The following is a 21,228-nucleotide window of genomic DNA, read 5'->3' as shown; positions in this document are numbered from 1 at the left end:
CGATCCGAAGATCAAGGCCGGGGTATAAAATTGGCATTGAACATAGTGCACGCTGTTGAGTTCTCAAGAATCGGACACATCCCGCCTCCACACCAGAACGGTGCTTCACAACGAAAGTGATCGAAGTTTGCTGTACGAGGGCGTGAGCCACTCGATTTGTCTTGCTTGCCGAGACCGGTTAGGCTTGTCAGAACCGAAGTCCCGATCGCCTCCGTGGCAACTCGACTAACTTAGCACATCCGCAGGCCGTGTCAAGTCCGGCTTCCTCGTGGTGTTCGCTGCACGATCGAGGACCGCACCGCTGCACCGGGCTCGGCCGTGAGGCCTTGCAACGAAGCCGGGACCGTGTCCCGTGGAGGCTTTGCATCTTACGCTCGCGATCCCGCAGTCTTCAAGAGACGAATCTCTAACAGGCCTGGGAGCGAGGGGATGGTCCCCGCTTGAGGTGGGCCAGCTGGTCTCGACGCTCTGCGCCTGACTCCCGCTTGCCGCTCCTTTGGGGTGACGAGGAGTTACATTACGTCGGGCCTCGGCCGAGCGGCAAATCGCCTGCGTCCCGGGCGTGTCGCGATTCAGGGGCCGTGCGTCGCTGAGTGTCCGACTCGGTACCCGACACCGGCTATCGGCTACCGGCTACCGGCTACCGGCTACCGGCTACCGGACACGGGACACCGTGTTAATGAGACCGCCGACGCCGTCATCATCCGCGTCCGCTCGAGGAGAGCGGGCACGCGGTCAGCGGACGAAGGCCCCGGCGAAGCTCTTCTTGCCGCGACGGAGGACGGCGATCCCATCGATCAACGGGAGCTCGCCGAGCGTGACGGTCTCGGACGGGAGGGCGGTGTTGTTCACCGAGAGCCCGCCCTGGGCGAGAGCCCGCCGCGCCTCCCCCGTGCTGGCGACGAGTCCGGTCTCGACGAACGCCTGCAGCGCCGGCGTCTCCGGGGTCGCCTCCATCGAGGGCACCGCCTCGAGCGCGCCGCGGAGGATGACCGGGTCGATCCCCTCGAGCGAGCCCTTGCCGAAGAGCGCGGCCGAGGCGTCGATCACCGAGCGCGTCGCCTCCGCTCCGTGCACCAGCGACGTGACCTCCCAGCCGAGCGCGCGCTGCGCCTCCCGGCGGAACGGCTCGTCGGCAGCGGCCTTCTCCAGGCGCTCGATCTCCGTGCGCGGCAGGAAGGTGAAGATCCGCAGGCGGTCGGCGACGTCACGGTCGTCCGTGTTGACCCAGAACTGGTAGAACGCGTACGGGCTCGTGAGCTCGGAGTCGAGCCAGACGGCGTTGCCCTCGCTCTTGCCGAACTTGGTGCCGTCGGAGTTCATCACCAGGGGTGTGCCGATCGCGTGGACCGACACGCCCTCCGTGCGGTGGATCAGGTCGGTCCCGCTCGTCAGGTTGCCCCACTGGTCGCTGCCGCCGGTCTGCAGGACGCACCCGTACTGCCGGTAGAGCTCCAGGTAGTCGAGACCCTGCAGGATCTGGTAGCTGAACTCGGTGTAGCTGATCCCCGCGTCGGAGTTGAGGCGGGCGCTGACCGCGTCCTTCTTGAGCATCGTCCCCACGCGGAAGTGCTTCCCGATCTCCCGCAGGAAGTCGATCGCCGACAGCGGAGCGGTCCAGTCGAGGTTGTTGACCAGACGCAGCCCGTTGTCGCCGCCCGCGGGAACGAACCGGGACACCTGCGCCTGGAGGCGCTCGACCCACGCCGTCACCGTCTCGCGCGAGTTCAGCGTCCGCTCGGCCGTCGGACGCGGATCCCCGATCAGCCCGGTCGAGCCGCCGACGAGCCCGAGCGGCCGATGCCCGGCCAGCTGGAGCCGGCGCATGACGATCAGCTGCACCAGGTTCCCGAGGTGGAGGCTGGGCGCGGTCGGGTCGAACCCGCAGTAGTAGGTGATCGGCTCCCCCGACAGCAGCTCGCGCAACGCTCCCGCATCGGTCGACACGTGCACCGAGCCTCGCCAGACCAGCTCGTCCCACACGGAGTCGAAGGCGGGGTCGAGCTGCGGGCTCGTCGCGGACCCGGGGAGGTGCTGGTCGATCACCCGACCAGGCTACCGCGGCGGGAAGGAGCCGGTCTCCGGAAGTCAAGCGCACAGGCTTGATCCCGGGCGATCAAGTGCCGATACTTGATCGAGGAGGTCCGATGTTCGTCGTCACCGCGGATCAGCGCGACAGCAGGCACGACCACGACCGCGTGGACCAGGCGATCGCGAGCCTGATCGCCGACGGTCGGGCGTCGTTCGTCCTGCCCCCGGAGCGGACGGCGGGCGACGAGTTCCAGTGCGTGCTCGACCGGGCCGATGCCGTCGTCGCGCTCGTGCTCGAGCTGCACCGGACCGGCCACTGGAGCATCGGCCTCGGGATCGGCCCGGTCGACCGGCCACTCCCCGCGACCACGAGAGCGGCGACCGGGGAGGCGTACTTCGCGGCGCGCCGGGCGGTCGAGGCGGCGAAGGGCCGGCCGACGCGCTTCTCCCTCGATCCGGACGCACCGGGAACGGCGGCGCCGGCACCGGCGGACGTCCAGGCGCTGATCGATCCGCTCCTCCTGCTGCGCGACGCGCGCTCCGAGGCTGGCTGGCAGATCATCGACCTGCTCGAGAGCGGCCTCTCCCAGAAGGATGCGGCCGAGCGCCTCGCCGTCAGCCCGCAGGCGGTCAGCCTCCGGGTCCGCGCGGCGAGTGCTCGAGTCGACGCTCCCGCCCGTGACGCGCTCGCGCGCCTGCTGACAGTGGTCGACCGTACGCTCGACCCCACCGACGAGAGGACACCCCGATGACGGCACCCCCCGGATCCCCCGCCCTGCTCCTCGCCTCCGCGCTGCAGTCCGCCTCGTGGACGGGCGTGGTGCTCGTGCTGCTCGCCGGACTCGCCGGTGCGGTGCTCGCCGTGCGCCTTCGCCGTCCGCAGCTCGCCTGGATCCCCCTCGTGGCGGCGGTCGCCGCCTTCCTGCTCACGGCGGTCGTCGGACCGTCCGCGCCCCCGATCCACTCCGTCCTGGTGGCGGTGCTGGCCTTCGCGCTGGCGATCGCGGGCGGCGGGCCGGTCGTGCTGCTCACCCTCCGGCTCGCGACGGCCGACTCCCGCAGCGGCAGCCACGGCGGCATCATGGTCGCCGGAACCTCCCGCCCCGCCGCCGGGAGCGCGCCCTCGGCGATCGGCCAGCCGATCGAGGTGCTGCGCGGGGGGACGACGATCGGGGTCCTCGAGCGGATCGCGACGGCCGGCGCACTGATGAGCGGTCTCCCCGAGGGGATCGCGGTCGTGGTGGCGATCAAGGGCGTCGGCCGCTTCAGCGAGCTCGCCTCCCCGGAGGCGCGCGAGCGGTTCATCATCGGCACGCTGGCGAGCCTCGCCTGGGCGGCGGCCCTCGGCGTTCTCGCCCGGCTCTACCTCGCGGGCTGAGCTCCGGGCCGCCGCCGGGGCACTGCTCTCCGGTAGGGCGAGACGGTGGGGTCGCCCGGGATGCTGAAGCGCCACGGGAAGTCGTCCCCGCCGCCCGGGCCCGAGACTCCGGTGCGCGGGCCCGCCGCCACGGAGGACGGCCTCTCCCCCGGCAGCAGCTCGAACGCCGCCTCGAGCGGGTCGCCCGACTCGGTGAGACGGACTCCGAGGGCCTTCGCCAGCCGTGCGGGTCCGCGGGCCAGATCCCGGCTGCGAACGGGTCCGCGCCGGATCATCGCGAGATCCTCCCCCGATACGACCTCGCCGGCGCGCAGCAGCACCGCCGACGCCGTGCCCGCCGGGGAGCAGACGATGTTCACGCAGGTGTGCATCCCGTAGGTGAAGTACGCGTACACGGACCCGGGCGGACCGAACATGGGAGCCGTCCGGGGTGTCGGTCCGCGGTGCGCATGCGAGCCCGGATCCTCACCGGTTCCGAGGTACGCCTCGACCTCGGTCAGCCGGACGCCGACCACGCCCTCCGGCGTGCGGTGCAGGAGGACGCGGCCGAGCAGCTCCGGTGCCACCTCGAGGGCCGAGCGCGCGAGGTCGGGGAGGTCGGCGCTCAGAAGAAGCTCTGGCCCGACACGAGGGTGATCACGATCACCGCGACGATGACGACTGCGGCGACGAGCACCAGAGTCCGCTGCTGCCAGGGGCGCAGCGGCGGACGGCCGTCGTCGCCCGGCGCTCCTCGAAGAGTCACGGGCGTTCCCCTCGGAGGGATCCGCGCACGACCCGGACGCGCTCGGTCAGCCGGGCGAGCTGCTCCGCGACGCGGTCGGGAGCCGTGCCGCCGACACCGTCCCGGCTCGCCACCGATCCCTCGATGCTGAGGACGGACCGCACGTCTGGAGTGAGCAGCGGCGACACCGAGGCGAGCGCGGCGGCGTCGAGATCCTCGAGCCCCCTCCCCTGCGACTCCGCCAGCTTGACCAGCTCACCGGTGATCTCGTGGGCGTCCCGGAAGGGCACGTGCTTCTTCACGAGCCACTCGGCCACGTCGGTCGCGAGGGAGAAGCCCTGGGGCGCGAGCTCCGCCATCCGGTCGGTGTGGAAGGTGAGGGTCGCGATCATGCCGCTGAACGCGGGCAGCAGCACCTCGAGGGTCGTCACCGAGTCGAAGACAGGCTCCTTGTCCTCCTGCAGGTCGCGGTTGTAGGCGAGCGGCAGCGCCTTGAGGGTCGCGAGCAGCCCGGTGAGGTTGCCGATCAAGCGGCCGGACTTCCCCCGGGCGAGCTCGGCGATGTCGGGGTTCTTCTTCTGCGGCATGATCGAGGACCCGGTCGAGTAGCCGTCGTCGAGCGTGACGAAGGCGAACTCCCGCGTGTTCCAGAGGATGACCTCCTCCGCGATGCGCGAGACGTCGATCCCGATCATGGCGGTGACGAAGGCGAACTCGGCGACGAGGTCGCGGCTGGCCGTCCCGTCGATCGAGTTCGGCACGCTCGACGCGAAGCCGAGATCGCGGGCGACCGCCTCGGCGTCGAGGCCGAGGGTCGAGCCGGCGAGGGCGCCCGAGCCGTAGGGCGAGACGTCCGCGCGGACGGCCCAGTCCCGCAGGCGCTCCAGATCGCGCAGCAGCGCCCAGCCGTGGGCGAGCAGATGGTGCGCGAGGAGCACGGGCTGAGCGTGCTGGAGGTGGGTTCGCCCGGGCATGATCGCCGTCGGGTGCGCCGACGCCTGCGCGGCGAGGGCGTCGATGAGCTGCACCACCAGCTCCGAGACGAGCGCCGCGTGGTCGCGGAGGTACATCCGGACGAAGGTGGCGATCTGGTCGTTGCGCGAGCGCCCCGCGCGGAGCTTGCCGCCGAGCTCGGAACCGGCTTCGAGCATCAGGCCGCGCTCGAGGGCGCCGTGCACGTCCTCGTCCGACTCGTCAGCGGCGAAGCTCCCGTCGGCGACGGCAGCCTCGAGCCGGTCGAGCGCCGCGAGCATCGCGGTGAGCTCGGCGTCGTCGAGGTAGCCCGCTCCGGCGAGCGCCCGGGCGTGGGCGCGGGAGCCGGCGAGGTCGTAGGGGGCGAGCTGCCAGTCGAAGTGGGTCGACCTCGAGAGCGCGGCGAGCTCGGGCGAGGGGCCGCCGGCGAAGCGGCCGCCCCACAGGGCTCCGGCCTCGCCCGCGCGGGCGGAGGGTCGTTCCGTCATGGTTCTCCTCGGGTTCGGCTGTCGAGTCTACTGAGCGGCGTCGGCGGTGCCGGCGCGCTCCAGGAGCCACACGAGCAGGGCCTTCTGCGCGTGCAGGCGGTTCTCCGCCTCGTCCCAGATCACGCTCTGCGGGCCGTCGATCACGTCGGCGGTCACCTCGTAGCCGCGGTCCGCGGGCAGGCAGTGCAGGAACAGCGCGTCGGGAGCGGCAGCGGCCATCGTGGCGGCGTCGACCCGGTAGGCACCGAAGGTCGCGACGCGCGCCGCCTTCTCGTCCTCCTTGCCCATCGACACCCACGTGTCCGTGATCACGATGTCGGAGCCGGCCGCGCCCTCGTCGGGGTCGGTCGTGGTGATCGCCGATCCGCCGGTGGTCGCGGCGATGCGCTGCGCATCGGCCAGGACCGCCGCGTCCGGCGAGTACGACTCCGGGGAGACGATGCGGACGTGCATGCCGGCCGTGGCCCCCGCCAGGAGGTACGAGTGCGCCATGTTGCTCGCTCCGTCCCCGAAGAACGTGAGCGTGAGTCCGGCGAGGTGACCGCGGTGCTCGCGGATGGTCAGCAGGTCGGCGAGGAGCTGGCACGGGTGGAACTCGTCCGAGAGCGCGTTGACGACCGGCACGCGCGTGCTGCGCGCCATCTCCTCCAGGCCCGACTGCGCGTAGGTGCGCCACACGATGGCGGCGACCTGGCGCTCCAGGACCCGCGCCGTGTCGGAGGCGGTCTCCTTGCCGCCGAGCTGGCTGCTCGCGGTCGAGATGATCAGGGGGCTCCCGCCGAGATCGGCGATGCCGACCGCGAAGGAGACACGGGTGCGCGTGGAGGACTTGTCGAAGATCACGGCGACGGTCTGCGGCCCGGCGAGGGGCTTCCGGGAGAAGCGGTCGCGCTTGAGCTCGAGGGCGAGGTCGAGGATCTCGGCCTGCTCGGCGGGAGTGATGTCGTCGTCGCGGAGGAAGTGGCGGGTCACGGTGCTGGTCGCTTTCGGTGGAGGTACGGGGTCAGAGGGTCTGCAGTGCGCGGCCGAAGCGCTCGGCGAACTCGGTGACGTCGGCGGCGGTCACCACGAGCGGAGGCGCGAGCCGGATGCTCGAGTCGTTCGCCGCGTTCACGATCAGGCCGGCGTCGAGGCAGGCGGCGGCGAGCTCGGCGGCGACCGGCCGGGTCAGGGCGATGCCCAGGAGGAGGCCCGCGCCGCGGACCCCTCCGATCAGGGGCGAGTCGAGAGCGGTCAGCGCGTCGACGATCTGCGCCCCGCGCTCCCGCGCGTTGCCGAGAAGGTCGGCGCGCTCGATCTCGGCGAGCACGGCTCCGGCCACGGCGGTCGCGAGCGGATTGCCGCCGAAGGTGCTGCCGTGGTGGCCCTTCTGCAGGAGGTCGGACGCCTCGCCGAAGGTCACCAGCGCTCCGACGGGGAAGCCTCCGCCGAGCCCCTTGGCCAGGGTGACGGCGTCGGGCAGGATCCCCGCCTCCTGGTACGCGAACCAGCGTCCGGTCCGCCCGACCCCGGTCTGGATCTCGTCGACGATGAGCAGCGCGCCGTGCTCGCGGGTGAGCTCCCGCGCGCGCTCGAGGTAGCCGGCCGGCAGCGGGATGACGCCCGCCTCCCCCTGGATGGGCTCGACGATCAGCGCGGCGACGGACTCGTCGAGAGCCGCCTCGAGGGCCTCGATGCTCGCCTCGAGGTGCTCGACCCCTCCCGGCATCGGCTCGAACGGCGCGCGCATGGCCGCCTTGCCGGTCAGCGCGAGCGCGCCCATCGTCCGCCCGTGGAACGCGTTCTGCAGCGCCAGGACGCGGTGCCGGCCGCCGGCCGCGTTCAGCCGCGCCAGCTTGAAGGCCGCCTCGTTGGCCTCGGTGCCCGAGTTGGCGAAGTAGACGCGGCCCGTCTCCCCGGCCCCGGTGAGGCGGCGCAGGGTCTCGGCCAGCTCGATCTGCGGGGCGGTCGCGAAGTAGTTGGAGACGTGGGCGAGCGCACCGGCCTGGCGCGTCACGGCCTCGACGAACACGGGATGCGCATGGCCGAGCGAGTTGACGGCGATGCCGCCGAGGAAGTCGAGGTACTCCCGCCCGTCGACGTCCCAGACCCGGCAGCCCTCACCGCGCTCGAGCACGGCGAGCGGCGGCGCGAAGGTCTGCATCATCGCGGCGGAGTAGCGGTCGCGCGCCGAGCCGGTGCGGGACGCGGTCGTGGGGGTGGACATGGTGGCCTTTCGATCGGAGCGGTCCGGCCGCGAGGGCCGACGGTGCGCGCGTCCCGGACGGGACGGGCGCTCGGAGCCGGGGCCGCTGAGGATCAGCGGCCCGACATTCGCTCCCGGTCGCGGGGGTCGAGCGAGGCGACGACCTCGGTGCCGATGCCCTCCGAGGTGAACACCTCGAGCAGGATCGAGTGCGGGATGCGGCCGTCGATGATGGCGGCCTTGGGCACTCCCCCGCGCACGGCGTCGAGGCAGGCGGTCATCTTGGGGATCATGCCCGATTCGAGCGAGGGCAGCAGAGCCGCGAGGTCGTCCGAGCGGATGTGCGAGACGAGCGACTCGCGGTCGGGCCAGTCGGAGTAGAGGCCGGCCACGTCGGTGAGGACGACGAGCTTCTCGGCGCCGAGCGCGACGGCCAGCGCGGCGGCGGCGGCGTCGGCGTTGACGTTCAGCGACTGCGTGGGGTCGTCCGAATCGGGGGCGATCGAGGACACGACCGGGATCCGGCCGGCCTCGAGCTGAGCGAGGACGGCGGCGGGGTCCACAGCGATCACGTCTCCGACGAGTCCGAGGTCGTGCTCCTCGCCGTCGATCACGACACCGCGGCGGCGGCCGACGAAGAGGCCCGCGTCCTCACCGGAGATGCCGGCGGCGAGGGGGCCGTGCTCGTTGATCCGGCGGACGATGTCGCGGCTGATGCTGCCGGTGAGCACCATCCGCACCACCTCCATCGCCTCGGGGCTCGTGACCCGGTAACCGCCCCGGAACTCGCTCTCGATCCCGAGCCGGTCGAGCATCCGCGAGATCTGGGGCCCGCCGCCGTGGACGACCACGGGGCGGATCCCGGCGTAGCGCAGGTAGACCATGTCCTGGGCGAAGGAGCGCTGCAGCTCCTCCGACACCATCGCGTTGCCGCCGAACTTGATCACCATCGTGCGCCCGTGGAAGCTCTGCAGCCAGGGCAGCGACTCGATGAGCGTCGCGGCCTTCCCGGGCGCGGCGTCGCGCTCGGCGCGGCTCTCGGCCGAGAGAGTGGTGTCGTCGCTCATGGCCGCCTCAGCTCGAGTACGCGGAGTTCTCGTGCACGTAGTCGTGCGTGAGGTCGTTGGTCCAGATCGTGGCCGTCGCGTCGCCGGCGTGCAGGTCGATGTCGACGGCGACCTCCCGAGGGGCGAGGTCGACGAGGTCGCGGCTCTCGTGCGGCTCGCCCGCGAGGCAGACCTGCACCCCGTTCATCGCGACGTCGATGCCGTACGGGTCGAACTGCGCATCGGTCGTGCCCACGGCGGCGAGAACGCGGCCCCAGTTGGGATCCTTGCCGAAGATCGCGGCCTTGAACAGGTTGCTGCGGGAGACGGCGCGGGCGACGACCACGGCCTCGTCCTCGGTCGCGGCGTTCAGCACGCGGATCGCGACGTCGTGGGCGGCGCCCTCCGCGTCGGCCTGCAGCTGCAGGGTGAGGTCGCGGCAGACCGCGGTCAGGGCCGCGGTGAACTCGTCGGCGTCGGCCTCGACGCCGCTGGCGCCGCTCGCGAGCAGTGCGACGGTGTCGTTCGTCGACATGCAGCCGTCCGAGTCGAGGCGGTCGAAGGTGACGCGGGTCGCGGCACGCAGGGCGGTGTCGAGAGCGGCGGACTCGAGGGCCGCGTCGGTCGTGATCACGACCAGCATCGTCGCCAGACCCGGCGCGAGCATCCCGGCGCCCTTGGCCATGCCGCCGATGCTCCAGCCCTGCTCGGAGCGGACCACCGCCTGCTTCGGGACCGTGTCGGTGGTCATGATCGCGCGGGCGGCCGCCTCGCCCGCCTCGGGTCCCCCGGCGAGCTCGGCGGAGGCGCCGGTCACGCCGGTGGTGAGCTTCGCGAGGTCGAGCTGGTCGCCGATCAGCCCGGTGGAGCACACCAGCACGTCGCCGGCGGACACCTCGAGGCTCTCGCCCACGAGCTCCGCGGTGCGGTGGGTGACCTGGAAGCCCTGAGCACCCGTGTAGCAGTTGGCGCCGCCGGAGTTGAGGACGATCGCCGAGACGACGCCGTCGCGCATCACCTGCTCGCTCCAGAGGACGGGGTTCGCCTTGCAGCGGTTGCTCGTGAAGACCGCGGCGGCGCTCTGCAGCGGGCCGAGGTTCTGCACGAGCGCGACGTCGCGCGCTCCGGTCGACTTGAGCCCGGCGACGACTCCGGCCGCCCGGAACCCTGCTGCTGCGGTGACGCTCACGGCGCGACTCCGTTCACGCTCAGGCCGAGGGACTCCGGGAGTCCCAGGGCGATGTTGGTGGACTGGACGGCTGCGCCCGCGGTGCCCTTGACCAGGTTGTCGATGGCCGAGACGACCACGACGCGGCGGGCCCGCTCGTCCACGGCGAGTCCGATCAGAGCGGTGTTCGCCCCCACCACGTCGGCCGTCCGGGGGAAGGAGCCCTCCGGGAGCAGCTGGACGAAGGTCTCGTCGCCGTAGGCGGTCTCCCACGCGGCGCGCACGTCCTGCGCGGAGACGCCGGGAGCGAGGCGCGCGGTCGAGGTCGCCAGGATGCCCCGGGACATCGGCACGAGGACCGGAGTGAACGAGATCGAGACGGGTCCGGCTCCGGCGAGCAGGAGGTTCTGCCGGATCTCGGGATTGTGGCGGTGCGCTCCGCCGAGGCCGTAGGCGTGCGCGGAGCCGAGGAGCTCGCTGGCGAGGAGGTCGGTCCGCAGGCTCTTGCCCGCACCCGAGGGTCCGACGGCGAGGACCGCGACGAGGTCCGACGACTCGATCACTCCGGCGTGCAGGCCGGGGGCCAGGCCGAGCGTGATCGCCGTGACGTTGCAGCCGGGGACGGCGATGCGCCGCACTCCGGCGAGCGCCTCGCGCTGCTTGCGTCCGCCGCCGCCGATCAGCAGCTCCGGGAGCCCGTAGGGCCAGGACCCGGCGAAGTCGCCCCCGTAGAAGTCGGCCCAGTCCTGCGGGTCGGTCAAGCGGTGGTCGGCGCCGCAGTCGACGACGAGGACGTCCTCGGGGAGGGTCGCGGTGATCTCGCCCGACTTCCCGTGCGGGAGGGCGAGGAAGACGACGTCGTGCCCGGCGAGGTTCCCGGTCGTCGTGTCGACGAGGACGAGGTCGCGGAGCGAGCGGAGGTGCGGGTGCACGGCGACGAGGGGCTGACCCGCGTTGGCGTGCGCCGTCACCGTGCGCACCTCGAACTCGGGGTGGTCGGCGAGCAGTCGCAGCAGCTCGCCGCCCGCGTAGCCGCTCGCACCGGCCACCGCCACGGAGAAAGTCATGCCCGAGAGCCTAGCCGGTGCGGGTGCGGGGCCCCGCCCGGCCGAACCGGACGGGACCCCCGGCCTCACTCGCGGAGTCGGGCGCCGAAGCGCTCCGCCGCCACGGCCACGCCGTTCTCTTTCGCGGCCGTCGCCTCGGCCGCGGTGAGCGTGCGGTCCGGCGCGCGGAAGCGCAGCGCGAAGGTCAGCGACTTCGTCCCCTCGGCGAGCCCGGTGCCGCGGTAGTCGTCGACCAGGCGGATCGCCTCGAGCAGCTCGCCCGCCCCCTCGGCGACGGCGGCACGCACGTCAGCCGCCGCGGTGCCGACCGGCACGACGAGCGAGAGGTCCTGGGTCGCGGCGGGCAGCGCGCCCACCGGGCGGGCCACGACGACCCTCCCGGCCCGCGCGAGCAGCGGCTCCAGGTCGAGCTCGACCACGGCGACGCGGCGCGGCAGGTCGAGCTCCTCGGCGAGCGCCGGGAGCAGCTCCCCCGCGTGCCCGATGACCGCGCCGTCGAGAACGACCTCGGCGGTGCGGCCCGGGTGCAGCGCGGCGTGGGCCCCCTGGCGCAGCACCAGCTCGGTGCCGGTCGCCGCGGAGACCTCGCGGACCACGTCGAGGGCGTCGCGCCAGTCGACGTCACGGCCGGCGACACCGGGCTGGCGCACGACGGCGGCACCCGTGAGCAGCGCCGCGAGGTGCCGCGGCTGCGGTGGGATGCCCGCGTTCAGCTCGGCCTCGACCTCCGCGGACGGACGCGCCCCGCCCGCAGGGAGCGCCCCGGAGCCGAACGGGCCGCCGGCGGCCGGGAGGAAGACGGAGCCGAGCTCGTAGACCGCGAGATCCGTCAGGCCGCGCGAGCGGTTGCGGGCCGCGACCTGCACGAGACCCGGCAGCAGCGAGATCCGCAGCTGGCCCGCGGTCGCGTCGAGCGGGTTCGCGAGCGTGATCTGCTCCTGCGGCTCCCCGTCGACCGAGCCGAGCCGGTCGTTGATCGAGCGCGAGAGGAACGGGTACGAGAGCACCTCGGTCAGACCCGCGGCGGCGAGCGCCTGGGCGAGGGTGCGGCGCAGCCTCTGGCCCGGGGTCAGACCGCGGCCGGGAGGCGCGACGGGCAGGATCGCCGGGATGCGGTCGTACCCGGTGATGCGGGCGACCTCCTCCGCGAGCGAGGCGCGGTCGACGAGGTCCGGGCGCCAGCTCGGCGGAGTCACCAGCAGGCCCGCTCCGCCGGCCTCGACGGAAGCGCCGATCTCGACGAGCGCGCCGCGGATCTCCGCCGGGGTGTACTCCACCCCGATGAGGCCTGCGACGTAGCCGTCCGGCAGCTCGACCGGCTCCGCCGTGCGCGGGTCGGCCAGGACCGAGCCGAGCTCGTCCGCCGTGCCGCCGGCGAGCTCCACCAGCAGCTGCACCGCGCGGGCCGCGGCGACCGAGGCCACCTCGGGGTCGACGCCGCGCTCGAAGCGCCGCGACGCCTCGCTCGGCAGCTTGTGCCGGCGAGCCGTCCGGGCGATCGAGACCGGGTCGAAGTTCGCCGCCTCGAGCAGGACGTCGGATGTGGCGTCCGAGATCTCGGTGCGCGCGCCCCCCATCACTCCGGCGAGGCCGATCGCCCCGCCGTCGTCGGCGATGACGAGGTCCTCCGCGTGCAGGCGCCGGGTCTGGCCGTCGAGCGTCTCGAGGGTCTCCCCCGGTGCGGCGCGGCGCACCACGATGCCGCCCTGCAGGGTCGCCAGATCGTAGCCGTGCAGCGGCTGGCCCAGCTCGAACATCACGTAGTTGGTGATGTCCACGACGAGCGAGATCGAGCGGACGCCGGCCAGTCGCAGTCGCGCGAGCATCCACGGCGGCGTCGGTCGTGAGACGTCGACGCCCCGGACGACGCGCGTGACGAACACGGAGGCGCCGACACGGCCGCGGATCGGCGCCTCGTCGGCCACGGACACGGGGAAGACGGGGGCCGTCTCCGTGCGCTCGTGCGGAGGGAGCGCCCGAGCGGGGTCGCGGAAGGCGGCTCCGGTGGCGTGGGCGTACTCGCGGGCGATGCCGCGGATCGAGAAGGCGTAGCCGCGGTCGGGCGTCACGTTGACCTCGACCGCGGCGTCGTCGAGACCGAGGAGCGCGACGGCGTCCGTGCCCGGCTCCGGGTCGAGCCCGAGCGAGGCGAGGCGGAGGATGCCCTCGTGGTCGTCCCCGAGGCCGAGCTCGCGGCTCGAGGCGATCATCCCGTCGGACACGTGCCCGTAGGTCTTCCGCGCGGAGATCGGGAACGGCCCGGGCAGGACCGCACCCGGCAGGGACACGACGACCTTGTCGCCGGCCGCGAAGTTGTGGGCTCCGCAGACGATGCCGCGGACGTCCTCTCCGCCGTCGGCGGCCCGCCCGCCCTCCGGGGCCACGCGGACGTGGCACCAGTTGATGGTCTTGCCGTTCTTCTGCGGCTCCGGAGCGAGGTCGAGCACCTCGCCGACGACGACGGGCCCGGTCACCTCGAACCGGTGGACGTCCTCCTCCTCCAGGCCGACCGACACCAGGGCCGCGTGCACGGACTCCGTCGTGACGTCCTGCTCGAGGTCCACGTACTCCCCCAGCCAGCTCAGCGGGATGCGCATCAGATCACCATCCCGTACTGCTCGCTGAAGCGGACGTCGCCCTCGACCATGTCGCGCATGTCCTTCACGTCGTTGCGGAACATCAGGGTCCGCTCGATCCCCATGCCGAAGGCGAACCCGGAGTACTCCTCCGGGTCGATCCCGGCCGCGCGCAGCACGTTCGGATTGACCATGCCGCAGCCGCCCCACTCGATCCAGCGGGCACCACCGACGAAGGTCGGGTGCCAGACGTCCAGCTCGGCGCTGGGCTCGGTGAAGGGGAAGTAGTTCGGCCTCAGGCGGATGCGCGCGTCGTCGCCGAAGAGGATCCGCGCGACGTGCTCGAGGGTGCCGCGCAGGTGCGCCATGGTCAGGCCGCGGTCGACGGCGAGGCCCTCGAACTGCGTGAACACGGGCGTGTGCGTCGCGTCGAGCTCGTCGGTGCGGTACACCCGGCCCGGAGCGATCACGTACAGCGGCAGCGGGCGCTCGAGCATCGAGCGGATCTGCACCGGCGAGGTGTGCGTTCGCAGCACCAGGTGCGAGTCGACGGGGTCGACGAAGAAGGTGTCCTGCATGGCGCGGGCCGGGTGGTCCTCGTCGAAGTTCAGGGCGTCGAAGTTGAACCACTCGTTCTCGAGCTCCGGCCCCTCCGCGATCTCCCAGCCCATCCCGACGAACACGTCGGCGATCGACTCCTGGAGCAGAGAGAGGGGGTGGCGGGCGCCGCGGCGCACGAAGCTGGCACCGGCGGTGACGTCCACGCGCTCGGCCTCGAGCGCGGCCGCGTCCTCGGCCTCGACGAGCTCGGCCTCGCGGGCGGCGTAGGCGTCGCCCACCTGCTTGCGGGCACCGCCGACGAGCTTGCCGGACGCCGCCTTGTGCTCAGGCGGGACGGAGCGCATCTGCGCGTTGAGGCGGGCGAGGGCGGACCCCTCGCCGAGGTGGGCGGCTCGGGCGGACTTCAGAGCGGCGGAGTCGCCCGCCGCGCCGATGGCGGCGAGGGCGTCGGCGACCGCCGCGAAGACGGCCTCGTCGGTGATCGGGTTGCTGTCTGACACGATCCCCCAGTGTAGGCGAGGGCCTCCGCCCCCTCCCGCCGCCCGCGCGCGGTGCTCGTCGCGCTCGCCCGCGGCCAGGCCCCCGTCTGCGCCGACGGCTCTCGAAGCCCCGCCACCGGCGTTGCTCGACCAGCAGGGGCGGGTTCTCGCTACGCCGGGGTCGGAGGCTGCTCGACCGGCAGGAAGCTGGGCGCCGCCGGACGGGAAGACGCCCGGACCGATCGCGACTCCCCGATCACCACCGCCTCCGCGTCGACGACGCCGGAGCGGAGCACCACCGCTCGATGCGCTGAGCGATCGCCGGACCCTCGAGGCGAACGGAGGAATCGCGTGCGAGCGATTCCTCCTAGCCGGACGCAGGACGCTCTGCGGAACCCGACCCGTCGGGAAGCCGACCGCGGTGAGGATCGCCCTCGGGCGATCCTCACAGTTCAATCCTGCACAGCGATCAGCTGCGTGTCCGTCTGCGCGCGGGCTGCGGGGTGGCCGCCGATGGTGCGGCCGCCGCGTCCGCCGCTCTTGGTGCGGATCTCGATCCACTTCGCCAGCCCCGAGAGGAGGAGGCAGATGCCGATGTAGATCGCTCCGATGACGATCGCCGCCGGGATGATCGGGCTGTCGAGGCTCGACTGGTTGCCCAGGTAGCGCGCGTAGTACAGCAGCTCGTTGTAGGTGATGATCGAGCCGAGCGCCGTGTCCTTGAGGGCGACGACGAGCTGGGCGATGATCACGGGCAGCATCGAGCGGATCGCCTGGGGGAACAGGATGAGTCGCATCACGCCGGACTTGCGCAGGCCGATCGCGTAGCCCGCCTCTTTCTGTCCTCGCGGGAGGGCTTCGATGCCGGCGCGGAAGATCTCGGAGAAGACGGAGCCGTTGTAGAGGGTCAGGGCGATGACGACGGCGAGGTAGGGGCTGAGCTTGAGGCCCGCGAACGGCAGGCCGTAGTACATCAGCATCATCAGGATCAGGACGGGGATCGCCCGGAACAGCTCGATGAAGAGCGTGACGGGGACGTTGATCCAGCGCCGGTCCGAGAGCCGGCCGATCGCCAGGAGGAGGCCGAGGACGAGGCTGGCGACGCCCGCCGTGGCGAAGGCCGCGAGCGTGCGGCCGAGGGCGCCGCCGATGCTCTGCCAGACCAGCGGGTAGCCGAACGCGCGCCACTTGGAGGCGTCGAACTGGCCGGACTCCGCGAAGCGCCAGACCACGAAGCCGAGGAACGCCGCGATCAGCAGGACGACGACGACGCCGATGACGCGGTTGCGCACGACGGCCCGGGGGCCGGGGTTGTCGAAGAGGACGGAGCTCATCGGGCGACCCTCCACTTCTTCTCGAGCTGACGTTGGACGAGCGAGAGCAGGGTGACCAGGACCACGAAGACCAGGGCCACCCAGAGGACGACGATGAGGCTGTTCTCGCCGCGCTCGTTGAGGACGCGGACGATGGTGCCCGCCTCCGCGACCGAGAAGCCGGCGGCGACGGTGGTGTTCTTCAGCAGCGCGATCAGGACGCTCATGAGCGGCGGGATCACGGAGCGGAAGGCCTGGGGCAGGACGACCTGCGTCATCGTGAGGCCGAAGTCGAGGCCGATCGCGCGGGCCGCCTCGGCCTGGCCGATCGGCACGGTGTTGATGCCCGAGCGCAGCACCTCCGCGACGTAGGTCGCGGTGTAGAGGCTGAGGGCGCAGATCGCCAGGTTCGTGTAGTCCACCTGCGGCAGGTCGAGCTTGGGGTAGCCGAAGGCGAAGAAGAACATCACCAGCGTGAGCGGGGTGTTCCGGATGGTGTTCACGTACACCGTGCCGACCGCGCGGGCGATCGGGACGGGCGAGACGCGCATCGCGCCGACCACCGTGCCGATCAGCAGGGCGAACACGAGCGAGACGCTGAAGAGGATCAGGGTGTTGCCGAAGGCCGGGACGTAGACGTCGAGGTTGTTCAACAGGACATCCATGCGGCTGGCCCTTCTGTCGGAGCGGTGGTGGTGGTCGAGGAGAGGGGACCCCCGGGCGGCGGTCGGGCCGCCCGGGGCGCCTCCTAGTAGTCGTTCACCGCCGGCTGGGTGACGGTCGTGCCGGACTGGCCGAGCGTCTCGTCGTAGATGGCGCTCCAGGTCTCGCCGCCGTCGGTCAGCATGCCGTTGACGAAGTGGCGCAGGGCGTCGTCGTCCTTCGGCAGGCCGATGCCGTAGAGCTCGGTGCTGAAGGGCTCTCCGACGACCTTGAGCTCGTCGGGCTTCTGAGCGGCGTAACCGATCAGGATCGCGCCGTCGGTGGTGACGGCGTCGACGGTGCCGTCGGAGAGGGCGTCCACGCACTGCGAGTACGTGTCGAACTCCTCGGTCTTCACCTCGGGGTAGTTGGTGCGGATGTTCTGGATCGGGGTGGAGCCGGTGGCCGAGCACACGGTGGTGTCGGCGGTGAGGTCGTCCGGTCCGGTGATCGTGTCGTTGTCGGCCGCGACGAGCAGCTGCTGGCCGGTCTCGAAGTAGGGTCCGGCGAAGCCGACCTGCTCCTTGCGCTTGTCGGTGATCGAGTAGGTGCCGACGTAGTAGTCGATGTCGCCGTTCACGATCGACGCCTCGCGGTTGGCCGACGGGATCGCCTGGAACTCGATGGCGTCGGCCGCGAAGCCGAGCGAGGCGGCGGTCCACTTGGCGATCTCGATGTCGAAGCCGGAGCGCTCGCCGGTCGCCGCGTCGAGGTAGCCCAGCCCGGGCTGGTCCTCCTTGACGCCGATGACGACCTTGCCGTCCGCGGTCATCGCGTCGAAGGTCGGGCTGCCCTCGAGAGTGACGTCGGAGGCGACCTTGTACGCGGAGGTCCCTCCCTCGGAGCCTCCACCGGCGCCGCCGCCGGCGGTTCCGGAGTCGCCGGAGCAGCCGGCGAGGGCGAGGGTCGCTACTGCGAGTCCCGCGGTCATGAACATGAGCCTGGTGCGCATGATCGTCCTTCCTGGGGTTCGGCCCGCCGGAGCGGGCGATGTCGGGTCGGCTCCCGGGTCACGGGTCCGACCTGCCTGGTGGCTGCTGATCGCGCTTCTAGTGCGTGATGAGCTTGGAGAGGAAGTCCTTGGCCCGGTCGGTGCGGGGCGCGGTGAAGAACGACTCCGGGTCGGTGTCCTCGAGGATCTCGCCGTCGGCCATGAACACGACGCGGTCGGCGGCCTTCCGGGCGAATCCCATCTCGTGGGTGACGACGATCATCGTCATCCCGTCCTTGGCGAGCCCGACCATCACGTCCAGGACCTCGTTGATCATCTCGGGATCGAGCGCCGAGGTCGGCTCGTCGAAGAGCATCACCTTGGGCTTCATCGCCAGCGCCCGCGCGATCGCGACGCGCTGCTGCTGCCCGCCGGAGAGCTGGGCCGGGGTCTTGGCGGCCTGGTGGCCGACGCCTACCCGGTCGAGCAGCGCCGTGGCCTGGGCCTCCGCGTCCTTGCGGGAGAGCCCGCGGACCTTGATCGGGCCGAGGGTGACGTTCTCGAGGATCGTCTTGTGCGCGAAGAGGTTGAACGACTGGAAGACCATCCCGACGTCGGCGCGGAGCGCGGCGAGGCCCTTGCCCTCCTCCGGGAGCTTCTGCCCGTCGATGGTGATGGTGCCGCCCGAGATCGTCTCGAGCCGGTTGACCGTGCGGCAGAGCGTCGACTTGCCGGATCCGGAGGGGCCGAGGACCACGACGACCTCGCCCCGGTGCACCGTCAGATCGATGTCCTTCAGAGCCTGGAAGTCGCCGTAGTGCTTCTGCACCCCGGAGAGGACGACGAGGGGTTCACCGGCGGGAGCGGCGGCGCGCTCGTCTTGCGGGGCTGTGACCATGCCGTCAGAGAAGCACACGGGGATGGGCCGGTCAAATCATGAGGGAATTCTTAACCGAAGGGTAACAACGCACCCTGTTCTCCAGGTTCGCAGCACCCTCGGCCCGGTTCCTCTCAGGAACGCAGCGCGAAGGCGCTCTCGTACAGGCAGACGGAGGCCGCGGTCGCGAGGTTGAGCGACTCCGCCGCCCCGTAGATGGGCACCGCGACCACGCCGTCGACGAGGGCGAGCGACTCGTCCTCGAGGCCGCGCGCTTCGTTGCCGAAGACCCAGACGGTCGGCTGGGCGAGGTCCCCGCGTGCGCGGACGTCGAGCAGGTCCTCCCCCTTCACGTCGGCCGCGACGGAGCGGAGGCCCACGCCGCGGAGCCGGCCCAGCACGTCGGCGAGGTCGGCGCCGACCGCGACCGGGAGGTGGAAGAGCGAGCCGGTCGTGGAGCGCACGACCTTGGGATTGTAGAGGTCGACCGAGCGGCCGGACAGCACGACCGCGTCAGCGCCGGCGGCGTCGGCGGCACGGATGATCGTGCCGAGGTTGCCCGGATCGCGGACCTCCTCGAGCACCGCCACGAGACGCGGCTCGGAGGCGACGACGTCCTTGAGCGACGTGGGGAACTGACGGCAGACCGCGACGAAGCCCTGCGGAGTGACGGTGTCGGCCATCGCGTCGAGGACGTCCTCGGTCACGTACTCGATCTCCACCTCCGCCGCGGCGGCGGCGGCGACGATCTCGGGGTGGCGCTCCAGAGCGGTCGGAGTCGCGAACGACTCGACGATCAGCTCCGGGCGGTACTGCAGCGCCTCGGAGAGTGCCTGCGGGCCCTCGAGGAGGAAGAGCCCCGTCTCGAGCCGGGCCGGGCGGCGGGTGAGCTTCGCCACGGAGCGGACACGGGGAGAGCGGGGGTTGTCGAGCATGCGGCGAGCCTATCGGCGCGGTGATCGCCGCCCCCGCAGACACGGCGCGGAAGGGCCTGCGGACGACGGAGGGGGCCGCGACCTCTCGGTCGCGACCCCCTCCGGGAAGCCGTGCTGACTACGCTGCGGCCTTGGGCGCCGAGGTGTCGGCGGGCAGCGCGCTCTTCGCGGTCGCGACGAGCGAGGCGAACGTGGCCGGCTCGGTGATCGCGAGGTCCGCGAGGATGCGGCGGTCGACCTGGACGCCGGCCAGGGCGAGGCCCTGGATGAAGCGGTTGTAGGTCAGACCGTTCGCGCGGGACGCGGCGTTGATGCGCTGGATCCAGAGACGACGGAACTCGCCCTTCTTGGCGCGGCGGTCGCGGTACGAGTAGACGAGGGAGTGGGTGACCTGCTCCTTCGCCTTGCGGTAGAGGCGCGACCGCTGGCCGCGGTAGCCCGAGGCGCGCTCGAGGATGACGCGACGCTTCTTGTGGGCGTTGACGGCCCTCTTCACTCTTGCCATTGCTGTTTCTTCCTATCGATCCGTGTCGGCTGAGTAGCGACCACGCGGCGCAGCGGGCTGCGCCGGCGGTGGGCTACAGACCGAGAAGCTTCTTGGCGACCTTGGCGTCCTGCGGGGCGAGGACCTGGTCCTGGTTGAGGCGGCGCGTGCGAACGCTGGACTTGGACTCCAGGTTGTGACGCATGCCGGCCTGCTGCTTCATGACCTTGCCGGAGCCGGTCACCTTGAAGCGCTTCTTGGCACCCGAGTGGGTCTTCATCTTGGGCATGTTCTCTCCTTGTGAACGTCACTCCGCGCTCGGCGGGGCGAAACCGGTGCCCCGCGAGCGGGGCGTCCACCGGCCCCGAGGCCGGGGCGGCGAAGTACTAGACGGACTCGGCCTCGGCCGTGTCCTCGGGGGTGTTGGCCTCGCGACGAGCGGCGCGGACCGCATTGGCCTCGGCCTTCGCCTCGGACTTGTTCTTCAGCGGGCCGATGACCATCACCATGTTGCGACCGTCGATGGTCGGGGTGGACTCGACCTGGCCGAACTCGGCGACGTCCTCCGCGAAGCGCTGGAGCAGGCGGACGCCCATCTCGGGGCGCGACTGCTCGCGACCGCGGAAGAGGATCATCGCCTTGACCTTGTCGCCGGCCTTCAGGAAGCCCTCGGCGCGCTTGCGCTTGGTCTCGTAGTCGTGCTTGTCGATCTTCAGGCGGAAACGGACCTCCTTGAGGATCGTGTTCGCCTGGTTGCGACGGGCTTCCTTGAGCTTCTGAGCCTGCTCGTACTTGAACTTCCCGTAGTCCATGATCTTGGCCACGGGCGGCTTGGAGTTGGGGGCGACCTCGACCAGGTCCAGGTCTGCGTCCTGCGCGAGTCGCAGGGCGACCTCGATCTTGACGACGCCGACCTGTTCTCCTGCGGGACCCACGAGGCGGACCTCGGGGACGCGGATACGGTCGTTGGTACGGGGATCGCTGATTGCGTTTCTCCTCTGATCTCGGTGAGTGCAGCTGCGCTGCCGGAGTCTTCTCCAGCGCACCCGAGAGAGGTGATCGTCCCGTCCACGTCGTGCCTGCAGCACGGCGCTCGCACCCTGTGACGCGGTTCCCGAGGCGGACCTCGAGAGCCGCAGCCCTGCCTCCGGTGGTCTGACGACCCTCGGGGGCGGAGTGCTTCTGACCCGGTAACCTTGTGAAGCGGTCAAGCGCGGGTGGGAGAATCTCCACTTTCGAACCGAGGACATGCCTCGGAGCCCGGACAACCATAGCAGACCGGCGGCCCGCCCGACAGACCGGATCCGGCCG

At 71.6% G+C, this 21,228-nt stretch carries 21 protein-coding genes; 2 read left to right on the top strand and 19 right to left on the bottom strand.

Features of this window, described 5'->3' with window-relative positions:
- Positions 1-735: 735 nt before the first annotated feature.
- Positions 736-2,046: a tyrosine--tRNA ligase gene (tyrS, locus tag C5C63_RS11790; RefSeq protein ID WP_104326095.1), complete on the bottom strand. Its 1,311-nt coding sequence runs from the start codon at positions 2,044-2,046 to the stop codon at positions 736-738.
- A 101-nt stretch (positions 2,047-2,147) separates the two neighbouring features.
- On the opposite strand from tyrS, the gene C5C63_RS11785 reads away from it, so the two are divergent.
- Together C5C63_RS11785 and C5C63_RS11780 are read left to right on the top strand one after the other, a co-directional pair.
- The gene (locus C5C63_RS11785; protein ID WP_104326094.1) at positions 2,148-2,783 is read left to right on the top strand and encodes a DNA-binding protein; all 636 of its coding nucleotides are present in this window, start codon (positions 2,148-2,150) and stop codon (positions 2,781-2,783) included.
- Entirely contained in the window at positions 2,780-3,409 is a 630-nt protein-coding gene (locus C5C63_RS11780) for a hypothetical protein (RefSeq protein WP_258065446.1), read from the top strand. The genes C5C63_RS11785 and C5C63_RS11780 overlap by 4 nt, the downstream gene beginning before the upstream one ends.
- On the opposite strand, the gene C5C63_RS11775 is transcribed toward C5C63_RS11780, so the two are convergent.
- The 18 genes from C5C63_RS11775 to infC all read right to left on the bottom strand — a co-directional run bounded on the left by C5C63_RS11775 (position 3,394) and on the right by infC (position 20,852).
- Positions 3,394-4,017 carry a DNA-3-methyladenine glycosylase gene (locus C5C63_RS11775; protein WP_104226321.1) on the bottom strand — a complete coding sequence of 208 codons (624 nt, stop codon included), beginning with the start codon at positions 4,015-4,017 and terminating at the stop codon, positions 3,394-3,396. The genes C5C63_RS11780 and C5C63_RS11775 overlap by 16 nt on opposite strands.
- On the bottom strand, positions 4,014-4,154 hold the full coding sequence (locus C5C63_RS17080) for a hypothetical protein (RefSeq protein WP_160034127.1): 141 nt from the start codon (positions 4,152-4,154) through the stop codon (positions 4,014-4,016). The genes C5C63_RS11775 and C5C63_RS17080 overlap by 4 nt, the downstream gene beginning before the upstream one ends.
- Complete coding sequence (gene argH, locus C5C63_RS11770; protein ID WP_104326093.1) at positions 4,151-5,593, bottom strand: argininosuccinate lyase; 1,443 nt, start codon at positions 5,591-5,593, stop codon at positions 4,151-4,153. The genes C5C63_RS17080 and argH overlap by 4 nt, the downstream gene beginning before the upstream one ends.
- A gap of 27 nt (positions 5,594-5,620) precedes the next feature.
- On the bottom strand, positions 5,621-6,565 hold the full coding sequence (gene argF, locus C5C63_RS11765; protein ID WP_104238645.1) for an ornithine carbamoyltransferase: 945 nt from the start codon (positions 6,563-6,565) through the stop codon (positions 5,621-5,623).
- A 31-nt stretch (positions 6,566-6,596) separates the two neighbouring features.
- Positions 6,597-7,799, bottom strand: coding sequence for an acetylornithine transaminase (locus C5C63_RS11760; RefSeq protein WP_104326092.1), 1,203 nt, complete (start codon positions 7,797-7,799; stop codon positions 6,597-6,599).
- Positions 7,800-7,891: 92 nt separating this feature from the next.
- Positions 7,892-8,845: an acetylglutamate kinase gene (argB, locus tag C5C63_RS11755; RefSeq protein ID WP_104224497.1), complete on the bottom strand. Its 954-nt coding sequence runs from the start codon at positions 8,843-8,845 to the stop codon at positions 7,892-7,894.
- A gap of 7 nt (positions 8,846-8,852) precedes the next feature.
- A complete protein-coding gene (gene argJ / locus C5C63_RS11750; RefSeq protein ID WP_104292057.1) occupies positions 8,853-10,013 on the bottom strand; it encodes a bifunctional glutamate N-acetyltransferase/amino-acid acetyltransferase ArgJ in 1,161 nt (386 codons plus the stop codon).
- Positions 10,010-11,059, bottom strand: a complete 1,050-nt coding sequence (gene argC, locus C5C63_RS11745) for an N-acetyl-gamma-glutamyl-phosphate reductase (RefSeq protein WP_104292056.1) — start codon at positions 11,057-11,059, stop codon at positions 10,010-10,012. The genes argJ and argC overlap by 4 nt, the downstream gene beginning before the upstream one ends.
- A gap of 65 nt (positions 11,060-11,124) precedes the next feature.
- Complete coding sequence (pheT, locus tag C5C63_RS11740; protein WP_104292055.1) at positions 11,125-13,656, bottom strand: phenylalanine--tRNA ligase subunit beta; 2,532 nt, start codon at positions 13,654-13,656, stop codon at positions 11,125-11,127.
- The gene (gene pheS / locus C5C63_RS11735; protein WP_104292054.1) at positions 13,656-14,696 is read right to left on the bottom strand and encodes a phenylalanine--tRNA ligase subunit alpha; all 1,041 of its coding nucleotides are present in this window, start codon (positions 14,694-14,696) and stop codon (positions 13,656-13,658) included. The genes pheT and pheS overlap by 1 nt, the downstream gene beginning before the upstream one ends.
- A 431-nt stretch (positions 14,697-15,127) precedes the next feature.
- Positions 15,128-16,009, bottom strand: coding sequence for an amino acid ABC transporter permease (locus C5C63_RS11730; RefSeq protein ID WP_104224492.1), 882 nt, complete (start codon positions 16,007-16,009; stop codon positions 15,128-15,130).
- Positions 16,006-16,653: an amino acid ABC transporter permease gene (locus C5C63_RS11725; RefSeq protein ID WP_104224491.1), complete on the bottom strand. Its 648-nt coding sequence runs from the start codon at positions 16,651-16,653 to the stop codon at positions 16,006-16,008. Before C5C63_RS11725 ends, C5C63_RS11730 begins: the two co-directional genes overlap by 4 nt.
- 83 nt (positions 16,654-16,736) lie before the next feature.
- Positions 16,737-17,642, bottom strand: a complete 906-nt coding sequence (locus tag C5C63_RS11720; RefSeq protein ID WP_181068347.1) for a glutamate ABC transporter substrate-binding protein — start codon at positions 17,640-17,642, stop codon at positions 16,737-16,739.
- 97 nt (positions 17,643-17,739) lie between these two features.
- Positions 17,740-18,519 carry an amino acid ABC transporter ATP-binding protein gene (locus tag C5C63_RS11715; protein ID WP_104224489.1) on the bottom strand — a complete coding sequence of 260 codons (780 nt, stop codon included), beginning with the start codon at positions 18,517-18,519 and terminating at the stop codon, positions 17,740-17,742.
- Positions 18,520-18,632: 113 nt separating this feature from the next.
- Complete coding sequence (locus tag C5C63_RS11710) at positions 18,633-19,433, bottom strand: RNA methyltransferase (protein WP_104292052.1); 801 nt, start codon at positions 19,431-19,433, stop codon at positions 18,633-18,635.
- 118 nt (positions 19,434-19,551) lie between these two features.
- Positions 19,552-19,938 (bottom strand): 50S ribosomal protein L20, encoded by a 387-nt coding sequence (rplT, locus tag C5C63_RS11705; RefSeq protein ID WP_104224487.1) that lies wholly within the window; start codon positions 19,936-19,938, stop codon positions 19,552-19,554.
- Positions 19,939-20,011: 73 nt separating this feature from the next.
- Positions 20,012-20,206 carry a 50S ribosomal protein L35 gene (gene rpmI / locus C5C63_RS11700; RefSeq protein WP_055793295.1) on the bottom strand — a complete coding sequence of 65 codons (195 nt, stop codon included), beginning with the start codon at positions 20,204-20,206 and terminating at the stop codon, positions 20,012-20,014.
- Between the two features lie 97 nt (positions 20,207-20,303).
- On the bottom strand, positions 20,304-20,852 hold the full coding sequence (gene infC / locus C5C63_RS11695; RefSeq protein WP_374952931.1) for a translation initiation factor IF-3: 549 nt from the start codon (positions 20,850-20,852) through the stop codon (positions 20,304-20,306).
- Positions 20,853-21,228: the final 376 nt, after the last annotated feature.

Source organism: Rathayibacter sp. AY1B8 (assembly GCF_002932775.1).
Lineage (GTDB): Bacteria > Actinomycetota > Actinomycetes > Actinomycetales > Microbacteriaceae > Rathayibacter.
Note: the sequence above shows the minus strand (reverse complement) of the source record. Positions and strands in the feature narration are given on the sequence as shown.